The 18024-nt window shown below is 51.6% G+C and carries 19 protein-coding genes, 1 tRNA gene and 1 pseudogene; 13 read left to right on the top strand and 8 right to left on the bottom strand.

What is annotated here, in order from left to right; translation table 11 throughout:
• Nucleotides 1-148: 148 nt before the first annotated feature.
• From A7K98_RS11810 to A7K98_RS11800, 3 genes are read right to left on the bottom strand one after another with little or no spacing between them, the layout of a single operon-like run.
• A complete protein-coding gene (locus A7K98_RS11810) occupies nt 149-730 on the bottom strand; it encodes a flavodoxin (protein ID WP_087488740.1) in 582 nt (193 codons plus the stop codon).
• A 2-nt stretch (nt 731-732) separates the two neighbouring features.
• A complete protein-coding gene (locus A7K98_RS11805; protein WP_087488739.1) occupies nt 733-1503 on the bottom strand; it encodes a carboxymuconolactone decarboxylase family protein in 771 nt (256 codons plus the stop codon).
• The gene (locus A7K98_RS11800; RefSeq protein ID WP_087488738.1) at nt 1481-1960 is read right to left on the bottom strand and encodes a (R)-mandelonitrile lyase; all 480 of its coding nucleotides are present in this window, start codon (nt 1958-1960) and stop codon (nt 1481-1483) included. Before A7K98_RS11800 ends, A7K98_RS11805 begins: the two co-directional genes overlap by 23 nt.
• Nucleotides 1961-2097: 137 nt before the next feature.
• Here A7K98_RS11800 and A7K98_RS11795 point away from each other — a divergent pair.
• Nucleotides 2098-2622: pseudogene (locus A7K98_RS11795) on the top strand (alpha/beta hydrolase); the annotation flags it as partial.
• Nucleotides 2623-3461: 839 nt separating this feature from the next.
• Here the strand turns inward: A7K98_RS11795 and A7K98_RS11790 are convergent.
• Entirely contained in the window at nt 3462-3683 is a 222-nt protein-coding gene (locus tag A7K98_RS11790; RefSeq protein WP_087488737.1) for a YdgH/BhsA/McbA family protein, read from the bottom strand.
• An 876-nt stretch (nt 3684-4559) separates the two neighbouring features.
• Here A7K98_RS11790 and A7K98_RS11785 point away from each other — a divergent pair.
• Nucleotides 4560-5057: a PAAR domain-containing protein gene (locus tag A7K98_RS11785; RefSeq protein WP_087488736.1), complete on the top strand. Its 498-nt coding sequence runs from the start codon at nt 4560-4562 to the stop codon at nt 5055-5057.
• Between the two features lie 122 nt (nt 5058-5179).
• Here the strand turns inward: A7K98_RS11785 and A7K98_RS11780 are convergent.
• Nucleotides 5180-5255: transfer RNA gene (locus A7K98_RS11780), tRNA-Asn, on the bottom strand.
• 333 nt (nt 5256-5588) lie between these two features.
• Here A7K98_RS11780 and A7K98_RS11775 point away from each other — a divergent pair.
• Entirely contained in the window at nt 5589-6029 is a 441-nt protein-coding gene (locus A7K98_RS11775; RefSeq protein WP_087488735.1) for a DUF2231 domain-containing protein, read from the top strand.
• Entirely contained in the window at nt 6026-7330 is a 1305-nt protein-coding gene (locus A7K98_RS11770; protein WP_087488734.1) for a PQQ-dependent sugar dehydrogenase, read from the top strand. Before A7K98_RS11775 ends, A7K98_RS11770 begins: the two co-directional genes overlap by 4 nt.
• A 98-nt stretch (nt 7331-7428) precedes the next feature.
• Here A7K98_RS11770 and A7K98_RS11765 read toward each other — a convergent pair whose 3' ends face one another.
• Together A7K98_RS11765 and A7K98_RS11760 are read right to left on the bottom strand one after the other, a co-directional pair.
• On the bottom strand, nt 7429-8193 hold the full coding sequence (locus A7K98_RS11765; protein WP_232461534.1) for a helix-turn-helix transcriptional regulator: 765 nt from the start codon (nt 8191-8193) through the stop codon (nt 7429-7431).
• 142 nt (nt 8194-8335) lie between these two features.
• Nucleotides 8336-8968 (bottom strand): YbhB/YbcL family Raf kinase inhibitor-like protein, encoded by a 633-nt coding sequence (locus A7K98_RS11760; RefSeq protein WP_087488732.1) that lies wholly within the window; start codon nt 8966-8968, stop codon nt 8336-8338.
• 325 nt (nt 8969-9293) lie between these two features.
• Between A7K98_RS11760 and A7K98_RS11750 the strand changes: the two genes are divergently transcribed.
• The 8 genes from A7K98_RS11750 to A7K98_RS11715 all read left to right on the top strand — a co-directional run bounded on the left by A7K98_RS11750 (nt 9294) and on the right by A7K98_RS11715 (nt 17220).
• A complete protein-coding gene (locus A7K98_RS11750; RefSeq protein ID WP_087488730.1) occupies nt 9294-10193 on the top strand; it encodes an N-acetylmuramoyl-L-alanine amidase in 900 nt (299 codons plus the stop codon).
• Nucleotides 10194-10363: 170 nt separating this feature from the next.
• A complete protein-coding gene (locus A7K98_RS11745) occupies nt 10364-11449 on the top strand; it encodes an LLM class flavin-dependent oxidoreductase (RefSeq protein WP_087488729.1) in 1086 nt (361 codons plus the stop codon).
• The gene (locus A7K98_RS11740; protein WP_087488728.1) at nt 11449-12435 is read left to right on the top strand and encodes an ABC transporter substrate-binding protein; all 987 of its coding nucleotides are present in this window, start codon (nt 11449-11451) and stop codon (nt 12433-12435) included. Before A7K98_RS11745 ends, A7K98_RS11740 begins: the two co-directional genes overlap by 1 nt.
• Nucleotides 12432-13412, top strand: coding sequence for an ABC transporter substrate-binding protein (locus A7K98_RS11735; RefSeq protein WP_087488727.1), 981 nt, complete (start codon nt 12432-12434; stop codon nt 13410-13412). The genes A7K98_RS11740 and A7K98_RS11735 overlap by 4 nt, the downstream gene beginning before the upstream one ends.
• On the top strand, nt 13412-14254 hold the full coding sequence (gene ssuC, locus A7K98_RS11730) for an aliphatic sulfonate ABC transporter permease SsuC (RefSeq protein ID WP_087488726.1): 843 nt from the start codon (nt 13412-13414) through the stop codon (nt 14252-14254). The genes A7K98_RS11735 and ssuC overlap by 1 nt, the downstream gene beginning before the upstream one ends.
• Nucleotides 14254-15030, top strand: a complete 777-nt coding sequence (ssuB, locus tag A7K98_RS11725) for an aliphatic sulfonates ABC transporter ATP-binding protein (protein ID WP_087488725.1) — start codon at nt 14254-14256, stop codon at nt 15028-15030. Before ssuC ends, ssuB begins: the two co-directional genes overlap by 1 nt.
• Nucleotides 15027-15632 carry a cysteine dioxygenase family protein gene (locus A7K98_RS11720; protein ID WP_087488724.1) on the top strand — a complete coding sequence of 202 codons (606 nt, stop codon included), beginning with the start codon at nt 15027-15029 and terminating at the stop codon, nt 15630-15632. Before ssuB ends, A7K98_RS11720 begins: the two co-directional genes overlap by 4 nt.
• Nucleotides 15622-17220: a rhodanese homology domain-containing protein gene (locus tag A7K98_RS11715; protein WP_087488723.1), complete on the top strand. Its 1599-nt coding sequence runs from the start codon at nt 15622-15624 to the stop codon at nt 17218-17220. Before A7K98_RS11720 ends, A7K98_RS11715 begins: the two co-directional genes overlap by 11 nt.
• On the opposite strand, the gene A7K98_RS21345 is transcribed toward A7K98_RS11715, so the two are convergent.
• Nucleotides 17213-17368, bottom strand: a complete 156-nt coding sequence (locus A7K98_RS21345; RefSeq protein ID WP_157665934.1) for a hypothetical protein — start codon at nt 17366-17368, stop codon at nt 17213-17215. The two genes, A7K98_RS11715 and A7K98_RS21345, sit on opposite strands and share 8 nt — an antisense overlap.
• Before the next feature lie 118 nt (nt 17369-17486).
• Here A7K98_RS21345 and A7K98_RS11710 point away from each other — a divergent pair, with 118 nt between their 5' ends.
• Nucleotides 17487-17984: an Lrp/AsnC family transcriptional regulator gene (locus A7K98_RS11710; protein WP_087488722.1), complete on the top strand. Its 498-nt coding sequence runs from the start codon at nt 17487-17489 to the stop codon at nt 17982-17984.
• The last annotated feature ends 40 nt before the right edge of the window (nt 17985-18024 follow it).

Below are 18024 nucleotides of genomic sequence, written 5' to 3'. Positions count from 1 at the left end.
TGGGTGGATTTTTCGGGTAAAGACCACCTCTGCTCATCCGTTCCCGGAGAAATAGTCCTTGCTACAGTAGTACGCCCGGCGCTGTCCCGGCGTGGCTGATCGAAAAGATAGTGTCCTCCTTATCTGACAGACTCAGGAATTCAGACGATTAACTGCGTATGGTTTCTAACCAATCGGTGACCGTTTCTGTGGTCCTGCGCTCCTGGTCGCATTCCATAACCAGCGGTTTTTCCCGGCGGGCGGTTGGCGCCAGACTGGCAAGGATGTCGTCACTGTCTCCCTGACCGTAGCCGCCGTGAGTAATGAAGGGGATAAGTAATTTGCCCGCAAGGTTATGGCTGCTAAGAAATGTCTGCACTACGGGAGGCACGCTGGTTCCCCAGACGGGAAAGCCTAAATATACGGTCTCATAGCGTGAGATATCTGTGACACTATTTTTTAACGCGGGTCTTACTCCCCGTTCACGCTCATTTTTTGCCTGTTCAACGGTCTGGAAATAGTCTTCCGGATAAGGTGTTGCCGGTTCGATTTCAAACAGAGAGGTGTTCAGGGCACGGTGAATGACGCCCGCAATCACCCGTGTATTACCGCTGCGGGAAAAGTATGCCACCAGAATACGGCTACCTTGCACGTTTGTGTTTCCGGCAGCAGCCGATGCCAGAGAGACGTTGGCCAGAGATAGCCCGGCAAGCGCAGTAATCAACATCCTGCGGGAGGGGTTATGTTGCATAATCAGCTCCTGATTTTTTTTGCCAGCGCCAGATCCAGCGCCTTTTCAGCGCGCGTAGCCGCATCTTTTTCGCCATGTTCACGCAGAACCTGTGCCAGTTGTCGCAGCTGAGATGCCGTCAGACCGACCCGCATACTCGCGCGCGTATGTGATAACAGTTGGGCTTCAACGCCTGGTGTGGCGGCTAATGCACCCACCGTTGCCAGTTCACGGCTTTGCCAGTCGAGGTTATCGCGGGCGAAAATGTCGCCGAACAGATGTGTTTGCAGAAATTGATTAATGACGGGGGCAAAATCAAACAGAGGTCCCTTGACGGGAGCGCCTGAAATTTTAGTCTGGTTTGCGATACCGACTCGGCGAAGCTCGTCCCCGACAGGGATTGGGGCAACCGGTTCTTTACCCGCAACGTCTTTAATACCATGTTGTTTACGTGCTTCAACGACCTTCATCAGTTCATTAAGTGCATTCAGGCTACGGGGAAAGCCCGCGTAGGCATAGAGCTGGACCAGAATCTCTTTGGTTTGGTTAATGGTGAGTCCGGAGTCCAGTCCCAGATTCAGGGCCGCATTCAGCTTATCCATCTGACTGTTGGCCATCGTTGCCGCAATCAATGGGATGGCCTGCTGTCGGGCTGACAGTGTATCTGAAACGGTTTGTTGGTGGTTCATTTCTGAGGCTCCTTTATTGACGGTGGCTGCGTTTGCTGTGAGACCCAAACTCAAGGTCAGCAGTACTGCTGTCGCTAATGCTTTAACGGGCGTTATATTGTTCATCTGTCACTTTCTCCATCCAGTTAACACTCTTGCCATTCACAATCCCGGTTATCGCCATATGCGTCATCGCGCTGCCAGGCGCGGCCCCATGCCAGTGCCTGACGCCCGGCGGGCAACAGACAACGTCACCCGCGTGGATGACTTGCACCGGCTGGCCTTCCTGTTGGGTGAGCCCGACACCAGAGATAACAATAAGCCGTTGACCTGCCGGATGCGTATGCCAGCCCGAACGGGCACCCGGCTCAAAGGTGACATAAGCCCCGGAAACCGGGATATCCTTATCCGGTTTGAACAGCGGATCGACCCGGACGCGACCGGTAAAGTTTTCGGCTGACCCATACACTGGCTTCTGACTTCCTGCGGGAGCGATATTGACAGCGGGATTTTGCTCCGCAGCCTGGGATGAAAACGTAAAAAAGGGCAGTAACAGCCCGAGGTAACGTAAGTGTCTGATCATGCAAAGCGTCCTTATCAATGAAGAGGGGATTGCCTACGATAATTTTATCGAGGGGGTGATGACGTCAGGCTGACGCCTCCCTGACAATTCTGTCAGTTAACCCGGGTCCCGGTTTAGTGTCGGAGTGAGCATTGCTCAGTGTTTCATCCGCCACCAGCATGTTTAATTCAGAACTTGTGCGCCGCAATGGTATGCAGAATTCACAGCTGGATAGTATCCGGCAGCGTCTTCAGCAGGCTTCTGATACAGGTGCTCAGGAAGCCGCCGGAGGCGAAGTGCGTTACTCCGGTGATGCCAACCTGACTGATGAACAGATAGCTAAATTACCTTTTGCCTTATACCGGCAGGGTTACGAGTACTACTGGAAAACCCACGCACACCCGAACTCCACGTTTAAATACACCACCAGCAGCCTGATAGATTTGATGAACTTTGACGTGACGGACCATATCAATCTCATCAATAAACCACTGCTGATGATTGCCGGAACAAAAGCGGATACGCTCTATATGACGAAAGATGCGTTCACTAAAGCTACCGGTACGAAGGACAAAGAACTCTTCCTGACCGATGGTGCTACCCATATCGGGACATATTGGGTTCCTGCATACGTTGACAAGGCTTTGCAAAAGCTGAACGTCTTCTTCGAAAAGAATATTTAAATCGTTTCTGATGATGCCCCGGCGACTCTGGCTGGGGTAGGTCAGTCAGCAATATTTACTTTCTTATGGTCACGTCTTGATACATTTTAAATTGTCTGTTCACACCGTAAACCCAGATTAACGAAGTTGTGGTTAAAGATAATTACGTCAGTTAAATAGGTGCTATGAATAGAATTCATAGGTCCGGAGCAGGGAAGGTTATCAGTTAGCCTGATGTGACAGGATGAATCTTAAGTGAGTTAATCGTTCACTTTAGATCACTTTCAGATGGAGAAGTAAATCAGAATTCGCCCGGGGAACGCAGACCCGGGATATTTTCGTTCCTGAAATATAGCTCTGGCTTTTGGTTGACAGACCGAAAGCTGAGCACAGGTAAGGTGTTGGTCATGTCTCCGGGAAGTGGTTAGACGGATAATGTAAATGTTTTGCCGCTTTTTAGATAAAACAACCCGGAACTCACTGCGGGGTAAATGTTAAAGTTATCCTGACTGTAACAGCTATACCTCGCAGAGGTATGGCTGAATCTGCTAAAAATCAGTCTGAAAATAGGTAATACTGAAATGTTCTGCTCACCGGGTCAGGGTGTCTGTTGATATGTCCGCCAGGGAAATTACAGGTGCTGTTCACCGGCCGGAGAGTCGTCAACGCAATACTACCGCCAATCCCGGTGTGGTTTTATGAGTCCGGGTAATCTTAAGCTAACGGGACTCAGACAACAATTCTGACAATTGGCCAGTAAATTATTTAATTAAGTTCGCCGTCCATAGCGATGGTTAATTTAATTATTTGATTAAGTCCGGGGGCAGGTCGATAAATACGCAGGTATGATTTATTGGTATTTATTTGCTGTCCTTGTTATCTGACAATGTCGCCGTCATATAGACGTGATCCCGCCAACTGGCACCAGTAATATGATATGCCTTATATCCCAGTCGCTTTGCTTGTTGAGCAATATTATGTTGAGCTTCATCCAGGGTGCTGCCGGTCGCTGATATTGTTTTAGCGAATGCTACACCGGATAACAATGTAGTGAGTAATGCGGCAATAAATAATTTTTTCATTAACTTCTCCTTAAGAAATGACAGGGCGAGTGGTAAGTTGTGCCATCATTTATGAACTGAATTAGCAATGATGGTAAATTTTATTAAATTAAAAATATAACCAGGTGGTTATTAATACAATTTAATGCGTTGTAATGATCGTGAATATCTCCTCGCATGTGAATGGATTTTCTGATACGAAGAGTATATTAACCATAATCTCTCAATTGAATTGATGTGTGCTCAATATAACAAGCAACTGCTGACAAAACTCTGACATCGAAATGATAAATTTGTCATCCAATAATGGCGAGAATTCTTATGGAATTGTTAGTGTTAAACTGGTAATGGGAGCAGGTTTCGCCTGTTGCCTGCCCTCAGGGTTCCGGGCAGGACAGTGATTTTTGAGTTAACTTATCCTAAAGGTTTTTAACCGAAAACTACGATAATACGGGCATAATGGTATTATATTACCGGTTTAATTTACGGGGGATGAGAAAATATTATAAAGGCAGCATGGCTGAAAACCTTTAGTCAGAAGTAGGGGGTGTAACCTTTTACCCTGGCTGTTGGTAAACAGTGCATCGAAGCTACTCTGCCAGCGATTTAATGTCACCAGGGATGTTTTAATGGATGTGGTGACTGGACGAACCCTTAATCCGGCAGCTGATTTAATGGTTTTTAAAAATGGATATTCAGACTTCCCGAAAAAGAACACTTCATTGATTCCGCACAAGATAACAGAAACTTTAGTTATTAATTAAAATAATTGCTCAGGTATTGTTAAACATATCATAACTATTTAACAGCAGGGAATAAGGATAGCGGGTCAGATGCCAACGGGTTGGTTCCTGAAACAGAGTTAAATATCATCTTCCAGGGAGGGAGAAAATATTCATGGGTGCAATGGGATTTTACCTGCGGGTAGGTGATTCGACGACCTGTGGCGGGAAGATACTGACCGGCGATGAAACGCTCAGCTGGTATGGCGTGGCAGGCGCACTGGAAGGCGATATCGTATCGTGCGGTAAGCATCCGGGGACATATCAGATACTGGGTGGCACATCCGATACCTGGGACGAAGGGAGAAGGCTGGCAGGAACGTTGGACAGTGTCAGTTCCTGTCCGTGCCGGGCACGGTTTATCCAGTCAATATCGGACGGCTATATCCGGGAAGATAATGCTGAAGAGCAGGAGCAGCAGAAGGCAGAGGAAAAATGGTTAGCGGAAGAACGCGAGCATAACCGCGTCTTTGCTAAATCCTGCCTGTGTGGTGAAGGCTGTAATGATGCCGGGGAAGAGCAGGACCCCCATACTAATTTTGCCTCAATGGCATTTTATCGGACTGTTCCGGCATCCGATCTGATGAGACAGGTCGATTGTACCAACGAATAAGCAGTAATGTGATGTAGCTTTGAGAGTTTTATATCAGACGTTTGTAGAGAAGAGGGAATGGGTTGCCCATTGATAAACAGCAAAAAGCCCGCTCAGGTTTCCCTGAGCGGGCTTCTTTAAAATGGCTCCTCTGACTGGACTCGAACCAGTGACATACGGATTAACAGTCCGCCGTTCTACCGACTGAACTACAGAGGAATTGTCGTGAAGACGGGGCGAATATTAATGACCTGATGGCAGGTTGTCAATACGGATAAACATATTACGATTCAACTGCCTAACTTTAAAACGTTCTGTCGGTTATCTGTACTCTGGCAGGCTTATTGTTCACCGACAGTGAAATCATGGCGGCTGGCAGGAGGCGAATAATCTCATTCTTGTTAACAATTAGTGAAGTAAAGAAACATTTTGCCATATCCCGCTATGCTTAACGGGGCAGGGAGCGCTTTCAACTTCGGAAACAAGGATATTCCGGCTTACCGGTAGTGACTGTGGTAAGACAACATTCAGTCAGAGATAAGGAATCTTATTATGAATGTACCTGAAAGGCGGCGGGGATCGGTGCTGGCGACGGGAATTTTTGAACTGTTAAACCCGGTTCCCTATGGTTTTTTTGTCGGCGCATTGATTTTTGATATCACCTATATGTACAGCAGCCAAATCCTGTGGCAAAAGTCTGCCAGCTGGCTGATTACCCTGGGGTTGTTGTTTGCCATTATTCCGCGGTTAATTAACCTGGTACAGGTCTGGTCCGGCCCTGATTATCCGGGGCGCAGAATGCAGCGGTTGAGTTTCTGGCTGAATGTGCTGGCCATTATTGCCGCTATTTTTAATGCTTTCGTTCACAGCCGTGATGCCTACGGGATAGTGCCGGAAAACGTGGTGTTATCGGTAATTACGGTCATCTGCCTGGCACTGGGTGCTCTGGTGGTCAGCGGCCGGTCACGGAATTATGCAGGAGGCAGACCATGAACAATACGCTGAAACTGGCCCCGTTGGCGGTCATTATTGCTTTAGGCCTGTCCGGCTGTGATCAGCAGGCAAAGTTGACCCCGGAACAACAGTCCGGCAGTGACCCGCATCTGCCGGTGGCGAAAAACTTCCTGGTACCACCGATGCAGGTACCGGATGCCGCAGGCTGGCAGCAAGGGGCAACGCCGAAAGTCGCGGCAGGATTAAAAATTGAGAAGATAGCTTCAGACTTAAAGCATCCGCGACAAATTTACGTGTTACCAAACAACGATGTGCTGGTGGTGGAAAGTAACAGTCCGGGTACTGAGGCGGTGACCACGCCGAAACAGATGATTGCGTCGTTGGTGAAAAATAAATCAGGTAAAGGAGCAAAAGGGGGCAACCAGATAACCCTGCTGCGCCACACCGCTAATGGCTGGGAAAAGCATCTGTTTCTGCAACATCTCAATTCTCCGTTTGGGGTTCAGCTGATTGGTAACACACTGTATGTAGCGAATACCGACAGTATCTGGCGTTACCCTTATCAGACCGGGCAGACAGAGATAACTGACCCGGGCAGTGAACTGGCCGATTTACCAAATACCATCAATCACCACTGGACCAAGTCACTGCTTGCCAGCCGTGACGGCACGCGACTGTATGTCGGAGTCGGTTCCAACAGTAACGTGACCGAAAATGGCCCGGAAGTGGAATATCGCCGGGCCGATATTCTTGAGGTGTTCACCGATACCGGTGCCAGCCGGATTTACGCCAGTGGTATCCGAAACCCGACCGGATTGCAGTGGGAACCCTCGGGCGGAAAACTGTGGGCGATTGCCAACGAACGGGATGAAATTGGGGCTGATCTGGTGCCGGATTATCTGACTTCGGTACAACAGGGCGGATTTTACGGCTGGCCTTACAGCTACTATGGCCAGCATGTCGATCCACGGGCCATGCCTCAACGACCCGATTTAGTCGAAAAAGCGCTTAAGCCCGATTATGCGATAGGGTCACATGTGGCACCGCTGGGTTTATGGTTCTATACCGGTCAGTCACTGCCGCAGAAATATCATGGCGGGGCATTTATCAGTGAACACGGTAGCTGGGATCGCTCGCCGCTGAGCGGTTATCAGGTCTCTTATGTGGCCTTCAGCAACGGTCAGCCCACCGGAAAACCAGAACCGGTAGTGACCGGCTTCTATTCAGCGGATCAGAAACAGCTGTATGGGGCACCCGTCGGTCTGATGCAGGACCAGCAGGGCGCACTGATTATTGCAGATGATGTCGGAAACGCGGTCTGGCGGGTGTCGTCTGACTAAACAGTACTTTCAGCCCCGTTGCTGAACACGGCGGGGCTACTTTCCTGCAAGACGCATCAGCTGGCTCTGGTTTGCCGGTAATTATGCTATCAGATTGCTCAGCGAAACTTTGAAGGCGAGAGGCCAAAGCGCTGAGTAAATCTTTCCGCAAAGCGTGATGCGGACTGGTAACCACAGGCATCAGCTACCTGCGCCATATTCCATTGGGTGGTTTGTACCAACATCAGGCCATGCTGCATACGAATATCCAGCAGTAGTTTCTCAAAGCTCAGCCCTTCCTCACGCAGACGTCTGCGCAAGGTCGATTCGCTCATTGCCAGTTTTTCTCCGGCAACCCGCGCAGTCCAGGTCATTTCTGGTGCATCGCGTAGCAGATGACTCAGTCGCGGGAAAATGCCCTTGCGTTGAGACAACGCAAAATGAACCCCATGTTCGGCCATCAGTAGCAGTAAGTCATAAATCCGCAGACGAATCCGGTCATCACTGATATCCGTTCGTACTGCTTCATTCAGCAATCGCATCACGGACTCATTCAGTGCTTCAGTAAGCGCTATCCTGTTTATCTGTGGTCTGCTTTTTACTGGAGAATGGTGCTGTTCAAATAACTGATAAAAATGTTCTGACACCCCTTCACTGAAAGTAAGAAACAGCGAACGAAACGGTGTGCCGATATCCGGGGGGGATTTAGTGTAATCAGCAATCACCCCCTGATCGATAAACGCGACCGAATCACCGTTTGCCAGTCTGTGCGTTGCACCGGAAATCGTAAATTCAATGCTTCCGGTCAGAACGATCAACACCGTAGGCTCATAAAAAAAGAAAGAACGGGTATGTTGCTTTACTTTCAACTGAGGGTAAGCCACCGACAGCAGCCCGGGTCGGCTGAAGCTGCTGGCGAAAAAAACAGACCCGTCGGAGGGATTAACCTCCTCAGTTTTATGTGTTACAGGTTGATAATATGGACTTTTTTTAATCATCGGTGGCTGGTCGCTCCATGGTGCACTGTCAGGCAGTCACATCAGGGTTTAGGCTGTAAACTCCGGTAAGTGTTGCTTTGGCCAGAATCTCGCTGCTATTCAGGGCGTTGAATATATTAGCCCCGGTCAGCTCGCCACTGACAGATAACTCTGCTGTTGGAAGTGCGTACAAAGTAAATATATAACGGTGAATTATTTCATCATTCCACGGCGGACAAGGGCCATCATAACCATAATAGTCTCCGGCCATCGACTCATCTCCTGCGAACCATGCCGTGTAATCATTAATACCATGCAACAGCCCCTGAGGCGCGTCAGGGCCAGATTTTCCTTTCACCGTAATTCCGCTGGATTGAGAGCCTTCTTCAATCTCGTATTGTTCCGGCGGAATATTAAGTAATGCCCAATGGAAAAAATTGATTCTTGGAAGTGACGCAGCAACGGTTCGGCCTGCCTGATTGACATTCTCACCTTCAGAAGGCACGTCCGGATCGTGACATAGCAATACTAATGACCGGCTGCCGGCCGGGATATCTTCCCAGCCCAGATGTGGATTCAGGTTGTCAGATAACCGGATATGATTTTCTGCATCGTAAACAGCAAAACTATTTTTACCTGGTATGGTTTCACCATCTTTAAAACTACGACTGAATAATTTCATGTTATTTCCTATTCACAACAGGGTAAAGCAAGTATACGGGGACAGCCTGGTATGATAGTCGCTTATCCGGTCATATTTGCTCCGGAAACTGTCATTCTGACAGGCGATGTCATACACCAGGGACATCCTGGCTATGGACACATTTTCCGGAAGATGCTGGCGGGCCTGGTTTTGGTTTGCCCACAGTGAGTCGCGGAGAGGTAAACTGATAACTCTGGCTGACGTATTTTGCAAAACAAACAGGAAAAAAGTTACCTGAATCATCGATATACTTATCAACCGATCCCTGTTTACCCGATCCCGTGTCAGGAACCTGATAAACACGATGAAAAAACAATTAACTTTGGCCCGGCGCCATTTTCTGTTGTCCGGGCTGGCTTTATGCCTGCCGGCGCTGGCAAAAGAAGAATTCGCGACTCTGACTTTCACTCCGCTTTCACCTGCCCGCAGCAGTACAGAAAATCAGCCATCTCCGGGCCGCAGAACGCTCTCCCGGACACCTGCCGCGGTAGAGGTGACAACGTCACCTGCAGCCAGGCAGCCTCATGCCCGTAAACTGGTAATGATAGACCCGGGACATGGCGGTAAAGACCCGGGAGCCATCGGTGAAAAGGGGGAGGAAGAGAAGCATGTAGTGCTGGAAATTGCCCATAATCTGCAGGCTCTGTTTGCCGACAACCGGCATATTGAGGTGCGGTTAACTCGTGAAGATGACCATTTTATCCCACTGTATCAGCGGGTCGAAATCGCTCATCAGCACAATGCGGATATGTTCCTGTCAATTCATGCCGACGGATTTACCAGCCCGCAGGCCCATGGCGCTTCGGTATATGCGCTCTCTACCCGCGGAGCCAGCAGTACCATGGCCCGTTATCTGTCGCAGCGTGAGAATGCTGCCGATGATTACGCCGATATTAACGTGCAAACTAAAGATGCTCAGCTACAGCAGGTGTTTTTCGACCTGGTACAGAACCAGAATATTAAAAGTAGTCTGGATCTGTGCCGACATATGATTGGGCACATCCGTACCGTACATACCATGCACAGTTATCACCCCGAACAGGCGGCGTTTGTGGTGCTGAAATCACCTTCCATTCCTTCGGTCCTGATAGAAACCTCCTTTATTACCAATCCGCAGGAGGAGCATTTGCTGGGCACACGGCAGTTCAGAATGAAGATGGCAAAAGCGATTGCCGGAGGGATTGAGAGCTATTTTACTGTCTGAGGCAGGCAGACCAGGAGGGGGAGGACGCAAACCGTTCAGCAAAATGGGTTTTATTATGCGTTAATTTTATATTAGCTTAGCTAAAAAATTAATTTCACTCATGTTGGTCCAGTGAATATGATGCCCCTTATCGGCTGGTGACTCGCCGGCATCATGACAGAGGGGATCTCATGAGCATTAATTTTTTAGGGATGATCGGGCATCGCCTGGCATCCGAGATCATTCCGGCACAAGGGCCGGTGTTTGATAAACACTATATCAGTGAATTTGCCCGGGTACACGAACAGGCCGGGTTTGACCGTATTCTGGTTGGCTACTGGTCTGATCAACCGGATGGCTTTCTGGTGACGGCACTGGCAGGCAGCCAGACATCACGGATTAAATTTCTGCTGGCCCACCGTCCGGGTTTTGTCTCGCCAACCCTGGCGGCCCGTAAACTGGCCACCCTTGATCAACTGCTGGACGGTCGTCTGGCGGTTCATATTATCAGCGGCGGCAGTGATGCCGAACAGCGGCGTGACGGCGATTATCTGAATAAAGCGCAACGTTATGCCCGTACCGATGAATTTCTGGATGTTCTGCAACAGAGCCTGAGCAGTTCCCGCCCCTATGACCATCAGGGGGAGTACTATCAGGCCGAAGCCGCGTACTCTGCCGTTAAACCCGCTCAGTCCCGTTTGCCTGTCTATTTTGGCGGTTCTTCTGCTGAGGCGATTGAGGTTGCCGGCAAGCATGCGGATGTGTTTGCCCTGTGGGGTGAACCACTGGCCGGTGCGGCCCAGACCGTGGCCGCCGTGCGTGCCAGTGCCGCCCGCCATCAGCGTAACATCGACTTCAGTATCTCTTTCCGTCCGGTGATTGGTGCCACCGAAACGGAAGCCCGGGAAAAAGCCGCGCATATATATCAGCTGGCAAAAAAGCAGCTGGCAGATTCCGGTCATCATTTTGGATTGCCCAAACCACAGAGCACCGGTGCACAACGGCTGCGGGATGCGGCGGCACAGGGGGAATGGCTGGATAAATATTTATGGACCGGGGTGGCCGGGTTGGTGGCGGGTGGATACAACTCGACGGCGCTGGTCGGCACTGCCGATCAGGTCTCCGATGCATTGCTGGAATATTATCGACTGGGTATCAAAAATGTGCTGATTCGGGGCTTCGACCCGCTTAACGATGCCCGTGAGTTTGGTGAAGCTTTGTTACCGTTGACCCGTGAAAAAGTAGCTGCAGAAGATGCGCTGGCGAGGATTGCCTGATGAGTAAACGGACACCGCTGGCACTGTTATTGCTGGCGCTGGTTTCCCCGCTGATTCATGCCGCAGATGAAGTTACCCTGCGGGTGGGGGATGTGAAAGGAGACCGGCTGGTGGCGCTTAAAGCCTCAGGGGAGCTGCAGCATCTTCCTTACCATCTGCAACTAAGTTCTTTTGATGCCGGTGCCCCGGTGCAGGAGGCATTAAATGCAGGCGCGCTGGATGTCGGATTTACCGGTGATTTGCCTTTCCTGTATGTCTATGCCGCCGGCGCACCGGTCAAAGCGGTCGGTGCCTGGCAAAATAATCCGGACAGCATCGCCTTGCTGTCGCGGCCCGGAGCAGGAATTCACTCGCTCGCCGATTTAAAAGGAAAACGCATTGCGGTAAACCGCGGTGGTTGGGGGCAGTATCTGGTGCTTGGGTTACTGAAACGGGCAGGGCTTACACCTTCCGATGTCTCATTACGATTTCTCAGCCCGACCGATGGACGGGCCGCACTGGCTTCCGGATCGGTGGATGCATGGGCCCCGTGGGAACCTTATCTCTCTTCCGCGGTACTCATCGACCATGCGCAACGGGTTCCGCAGGGAGGAGGCCTGGGGATCATGAGTGGCTACTCCTTTGTGCTGGCGCGCCAGGATGCGATTAACAGCCCTAAACGGGCTGCTATTGTCGACTTACTGACCCGTCTGGCACGCGCACAACGTTGGGCACAACAGCACCCGCAACAATTTTCCGTGGCGCTCTCAACAGAGCTGCATATGCCGCAGAATGTGACCCGTGCCTGGATAGCCAGTGCGCGAATCTCGCCGGTCGTTTTCAACCAAACCATTCAGGCTGCATTGCAACATTCTGCCGACGTCTTCCACCAGGAAAAAGTATTACCTAAAGCGGTCGATGTCAGCCATGCCTTTGATTTCAGTCTGGCAACAGGCGCTGACAAGATTGCAGCGACGCCGGCAACTACTACTCAGGAGCAACCATGAAAAGGATCTCTGCGTTAATGATATTGCTGGGTGCATCGGCAGCCAGCGTACATGCAGAAGAAGTGACCTTGCAGATAGCTGACCAGAAGGGCGGGATGCGTTCTGTACTGGAAGCGGCGGGTGATTTACAGCATTTACCCTATCATATCCACTGGACCGAATTTCCTGCGGCTGCGCCGTTAGGCGAGGCGCTAAATGCCGGAGCTGTGGATGCCGGTATAATCGGCGATGCTCCGTTGTTATTTGCTGAAGCCGGGGGGGCCCGGGTAAAAGCTATTGCTGTGGCTAAATCCGATGCTTACGGCACAGCCTTACTGGTGAATGCCAACAGTCCGCTGCATTCAGCGGCTGACCTGAAAGGTAAAAGCATTGCCACAAACCGTGGGTCAATCGGCCATTTTGTGGCACTGAAAGCCCTCGCCAGCGCAGGGCTGAAAGCCAGTGATGTGAACTTCCGCTTCCTCGACCCGGCCGACGCCAAACTGGCGCTGGTGCGTGGTTCGGTAGATGTCTGGGCGACCTGGGAACCTTACACTGCCTTTGCGGAAACTCAGGATCACCTGCGGGTACTGGTCAATGGCCGTGGGTTGTGGGCCGGTAACAGCTATGTGGCGGCCACCGACACGGCGCTGGCCAATCCGGCGAAACGTAAAGCCTTACAGGATTTCCTGTTACGTCTGGCCAGCGCCCAGCAATGGGCCAACCAGCATCCGGACAGCTACAGTCAGACGCTGTCAAAAATCATCGGTTTCCCGGTCGATGCCGTCAAACTGTCGTTTACCCGGCGGCATATGGTCTGGCAGTCCATCGACTCACAGACGGTAGTCCAGCAGCAACAGACGGCCGATTTCTATCACCAGAGCGGGCTGCTACCTAAGACCATTCAGGTGTCAGCTACCTTTGATCACAGTTTTAAACTTCCGGCGCCAGACGTGGGTTCTGCCGCAGCCACCACTCCCTCACAGGAAGGTAAATAATGGCAATTTTCTCTCTGGATACCCCGGAGCCTGGAACTCAGCGCGCCGGAAAATCACGAGCCGTCAGCCGACGGTTGCTGAATGCACTGGTTCCCTGGGCGTTACCGATAGTGGTGATTGTGCTGTGGCAGCTGGCGGCTCAAATTGGCTGGCTGTCGGTCAGAATCCTGCCCGCACCGGTCACTATTGGCAAAACGTTCTGGCGCATGACTCTGAGTGGTGAACTTGGCAGTAACCTGGCTATCAGTACCGCCAGGGCATTAACCGGCTTTGCTATCGGTGGTTCTATCGGATTGTTACTGGGATTTATCACCGGGTTGTCGCGCATCGGTGAACGGCTACTGGATACCTCGGTACAGATGTTGCGCAATATTCCGCATCTGGCACTGATCCCGTTGGTCATTCTATGGTTCGGTATTGATGAAACCGCCAAAATATTTCTGGTGGCACTCGGCACCTTGTTCCCTATCTATCTCAACACTTACCACGGAATACGTAATATCGACCGTGGATTACTGGAAATGGCCCGTAGCTATGGATTACGCGGGTTCAGCCTGTTCCGCCAGGTGATATTACCGGGAGCATTGCCTTCCATTATGGTCGGGGTCCGTTATGCACTCGGGGTGATGTGGCTGACACTGATTGTCGCCGAAACCATCTCTGCCGACTCCGGTATTGGCTACCTGGCGATGAATGCGCGCGAGTTCCTGCAAACCGATGTGGTAGTGGTCGCCATTATTCTGTACGCACTGCTCGGGAAACTGGCTGATGTCTGCACCGTGCTGTTAGAACGGGTCTGGCTACGCTGGCATCCGGCTTACCAGTCTAAGGAGAAAAACTAATGACAATTCACCAACCACCGACCGGGACGCCACTGAATATTCAGCATATCAGCAAGCGTTATGGCGAGCGTACCGTACTGAATAATATCGATCTGCAGGTTGACGGAGGCCAGTTTATCGCTGTGGTCGGCCGGAGTGGCTGTGGTAAAAGCACCTTTTTACGGCTGCTGGCCGGGCTCGAACAGGCCGATGGCGGCAAATTGCTGAGCGGCAGCCGGCCGTTGCAGGAGTCGCAGCAGGAGACGCGGTTAATGTTCCAGGAAGCCCGGTTGCTGCCGTGGAAAAGCGTGCTGGACAATGTCGGGCTGGGTCTGAAAGGTCAATGGCAGTCAGATGCCGCACAGGCGCTTGAAGCCGTCGGACTGGCTCACCGTGCCAAAGAGTGGCCATCTGCATTGTCGGGCGGGCAAAAACAGCGGGTTGCACTGGCCAGGGCACTGATTCACCGGCCGGAACTGTTGCTGCTGGATGAACCGCTGGGGGCACTGGATGCGCTGACCCGTATCGAAATGCAGACGCTGATCGAATCACTGTGGCAGGAACATGGATTCACCGTGGTTCTGGTCACTCATGATGTCAGTGAAGCTGTGGCGTTGGCCGACAGAGTGATACTGATTGATGAAGGTAAAGTAACGCTCGACCTCACTGTCGATGTTCCACGTCCGCGTCGGCGTGGCAATGCCCGTCTGGCGGAGCTGGAGGCTGAAGTGTTGAACCATATTCTTAGTCCGGCAGTCGTTGCGACAGCACCTGACAGCATAAGGAAAATCGCATGAGCAAACCCAGAAATTATTCCCGGCTGACCGGTTTTATCCGTGAGCTTTCTGAGGAATTACACCGCTTCCCGGCCGATGATGAAGCGGCAATTTTGCAGCATAGTGCACCTTTGCTGGCCCGACTGGTCAGTGAAGATGACTGGCTGGATGATGAATTCGCCGTGCCGCATCCTGAACATTATCAACAGTATTTGCTGCATGTTGATTCTGCAGAACGTTTTTCAATTGTCAGCTTTGTCTGGGGCCCGGGTCAGCAAACGCCGGTGCATGATCACAGAGTCTGGGGACTGATTGGTATGCTGCGGGGGTCGGAAAAGTCGCAGTCATTTATCCGCGACAGTCATGGGCTGACAGCGTCAGGCGAAGCCGTGGTGCTTAATCCGGGTGATGTTGAGAAGCTCTCGCCGCAAGAAGGCGATATTCACCAGGTTTCTAACAGCTACCAGGACCGTGTTTCGGTCAGCATTCATGTTTACGGCGGCAATATCGGTCAGGTTTCACGGGCAACCTTCCGTCCTGATGGCAGTGAAAAACTGTTTATTTCCGGTTATGCCAATCAGCGTTTACCTAATATCTGGGGATTATCTACTCATGAGTCATGAACATCATTTCTCGCTGCGCAGTGCAGCGGATATTCGCCAGACACTGCTGGCACAACAGGAACTGGCGTTGGTGGATGTGCGCGAAGAAGCAATTTATGCAACCGGTCATCCGTTATTTGCCGTGAATCTGCCACTGTCTAAGCTGGAAATTGAACTGTTTTCGCGGATCCCACGTCGCACCACTCCGGTGGTGATTTACGATGATGGTGAAGGGCTGGCGTTACCGGCGGCACAACTGTTACATAAGTTGGGCTATAGCCATGTTTCCTTGCTGGAAGGCGGGCTGGAAGGCTGGCGTAGCGCGGGTGAACAATTATTTATCGATGTTAACTCCCCCTCAAAAGCCTTTGGCGAGCTGGTGGAGCATCAGCGGCATACTCCGTCGTTGTCAGCACAGCAGGTGGCAGAATTACAGGCCAGTGGCGCTGACCTGCAGATTTTCGATGTTCGTCGCTATGACGAGTATCAGACGATGAATATTCCAGGCAGTCTCAGTCTGCCGGGCGGCGAGCTGTTACTGCGCATTCGCGATTTGCTGCGCTCGAATAAAACTCAGGTAATTATTAACTGCGCCGGTCGTACCCGCAGCATTATTGGCACCCAGACGCTGGTAAATGCCGGAATAACTAACCCTGTCGCTGCGTTACGCAATGGCACCATTGGCTGGACACTGGCAGGGCTGAGCCTGGAACACGGGCAGTCTCGTCAGTATGGAGAGTTGTCGGCGGAAAACCGGGTGCACTCTTCACAGCAGGCTGCGGATGTTGCGGAGCAGGCGGGAGTGAGCCACATCTCGCTCGCACAGTTGCGGGAATGGCAACAGCAAGCCGATCGTACTACTTATCTGTTTGATATCCGCAGTGCTGAAGAGTATGTGGCAGGCCACTTGCCAGGGGCGCGTCATGTGCCTGGTGGTCAGCTGGTACAGGAAACCGACCATTACGCCAGTGTCCGTGGTGCACGGATTGTGCTGGTGGATGATCTGCATACCCGGGCTGATATTACCGCCTCGTGGCTGGCCCAGATGAACTGGCAGGTGGCAGTGCTGACCGGTCTGGATGGCAGCGAATTCAGTGAAGGGGGGGAGTGGCGGGTGCCAGTGGCGGAAGCCGGACTTCATCCACAGATTGATGCCCGGACGGCAGAGCAATGGCTGGCAACGGGTGGAACGAAGATCTTCGATTTCACCACCAGCGCTAACTATGTCAAAGGTCATATCCCCGGAGCCGGCTGGTTGCTGAGAGCCGATCTCCCACTGCTTGCCGGGCAGGGAGCACTGCCGGAAGCTGAACGTTACATTGTCACTTGTGGCAGCAGCCTGCTGGCGCGTTATGCCGTGGACCAGTTACAGCAACTGACGGGCAAGCCTGTGGTTGTGCTGGAAGGGGGCAATGCCGCATGGCGTGCCGCAGGTTTACCGGAAGAGCATGGCGAAAGCTGGTTACTGTCAGAACGTAAAGACCGTTATCGTCGGCCTTATGAGGGTACCGATGTTGCCCCTCAGGCGATGCAGGCTTATCTGGACTGGGAATATGGTCTGGTTGCTCAACTTGAAAAAGATGCCACTCACGGTTTCAGTGTTATCTGACCTCTGTTGCCCGTCGGTCAGTGACCGGCGGGCTGACCTTGCCTTTATCGTTATTCTCTTCTGCTATGGCTTCCCCGACACTCACTCCCTTCAATGATCTTTCAAGTCGCCTTGCCTGTGAATACTGAGTATCGTCTGCCGCTGTCACGGTTCACTCAGCGCTGGCTGTTGCTTTTTTGCTGTGCCGGTGACAGGATAAATCAGTTAGTTGGCATGTGAGCTTAACTATAAGAATTCACAATGTTTTTTACCGGCGGGGCGAAATAATGGCTGAGCATAAAAAAGGCGAGTTAGCAGACAGCGATAAAAGTCTGGACCGCTTTGATATTGCGATTCTCAAAATACTGCAACAGGACAGTTCCGTGTCCAACGTCGCACTGGCAGAAATGATTAGCCTGAGCCCGCCTGCCTGCCTGCGGCGGGTCGAACGGCTGAAACAGCAGGGCTATATCAGCGGTACGGTGGCTTTACTGAATCCGCAAGCCCTGAAAGCCGGGCTGGTAGTAATGATAGGGGTGGTGCTCGACCGGTCTACCCCGCAATCATTTAAAGATTTTGAAGGTGCGGTAAGTAAAATACGTGGCTGCATGGAATGTCATATGGTGAGTGGTGAATTTGATTACATCATGCTGATTCGCACAGCGGATAATCAGAGTTTTAATAAACTGCACGCCGAACAGTTGCTGTTCCTGCCCGGGGTCCGGCAAATCCGCTCGTTTATTGGTCTGCGTGAAGTTTTCTCTACCACTCAAATCCCGCTCTGAACTCCTCTGAAGCATCGCCGCCTGACCGCGGCGGCCTGCA

Origin of the sequence: Tatumella citrea (assembly GCF_002163585.1) — a bacterium.
Lineage (GTDB): Bacteria > Pseudomonadota > Gammaproteobacteria > Enterobacterales > Enterobacteriaceae > Tatumella > Tatumella citrea.
This window is presented reverse-complemented; position numbering and strand designations above follow the sequence as displayed.